The sequence below is a fragment of the Christiangramia marina genome (assembly GCF_048285865.1).
Lineage (GTDB): Bacteria > Bacteroidota > Bacteroidia > Flavobacteriales > Flavobacteriaceae > Christiangramia > Christiangramia marina.
Window position 1 is genome coordinate 1 of sequence record NZ_JBLVTK010000090.1, and the last position, 280, is coordinate 280.

Sequence of the window (280 nt, forward strand, 5' to 3'; positions counted from 1 at the left end):
GGTTAAAGGGTATTTATAAGCTTTCCCTTCACTTGCTTTCATACTTGCCGAGATTACTGCAAATATTTCAAGTACAAATAATCCCAGTAAGAGCGTAATGATGGTTGCCGCTATCACAAAGAAGGGAAATGCTTCAGAAAAAGTTTCTATTTGAAAAGGTTCATTGATAAAATAGAAATCTTCTCCCATACTAAGTTGTACTCCGTAGTAGATGAAAGAAGCAACCCCAACCGTTAGTAAAAATACCATGTAAAGGAATGTGCTTATTTGAAAGTTTAAG

The 280-nt window shown here is 35.0% G+C and carries 1 pseudogene; it reads right to left on the minus strand.

Going from position 1 to position 280, the window contains the following annotated elements:
• Positions 1-267, minus strand: a pseudogene (locus ACNKXS_RS15440) (DUF4870 domain-containing protein); the annotation flags it as partial.
• Between the last annotated feature and the right edge of the window lie 13 nt (positions 268-280).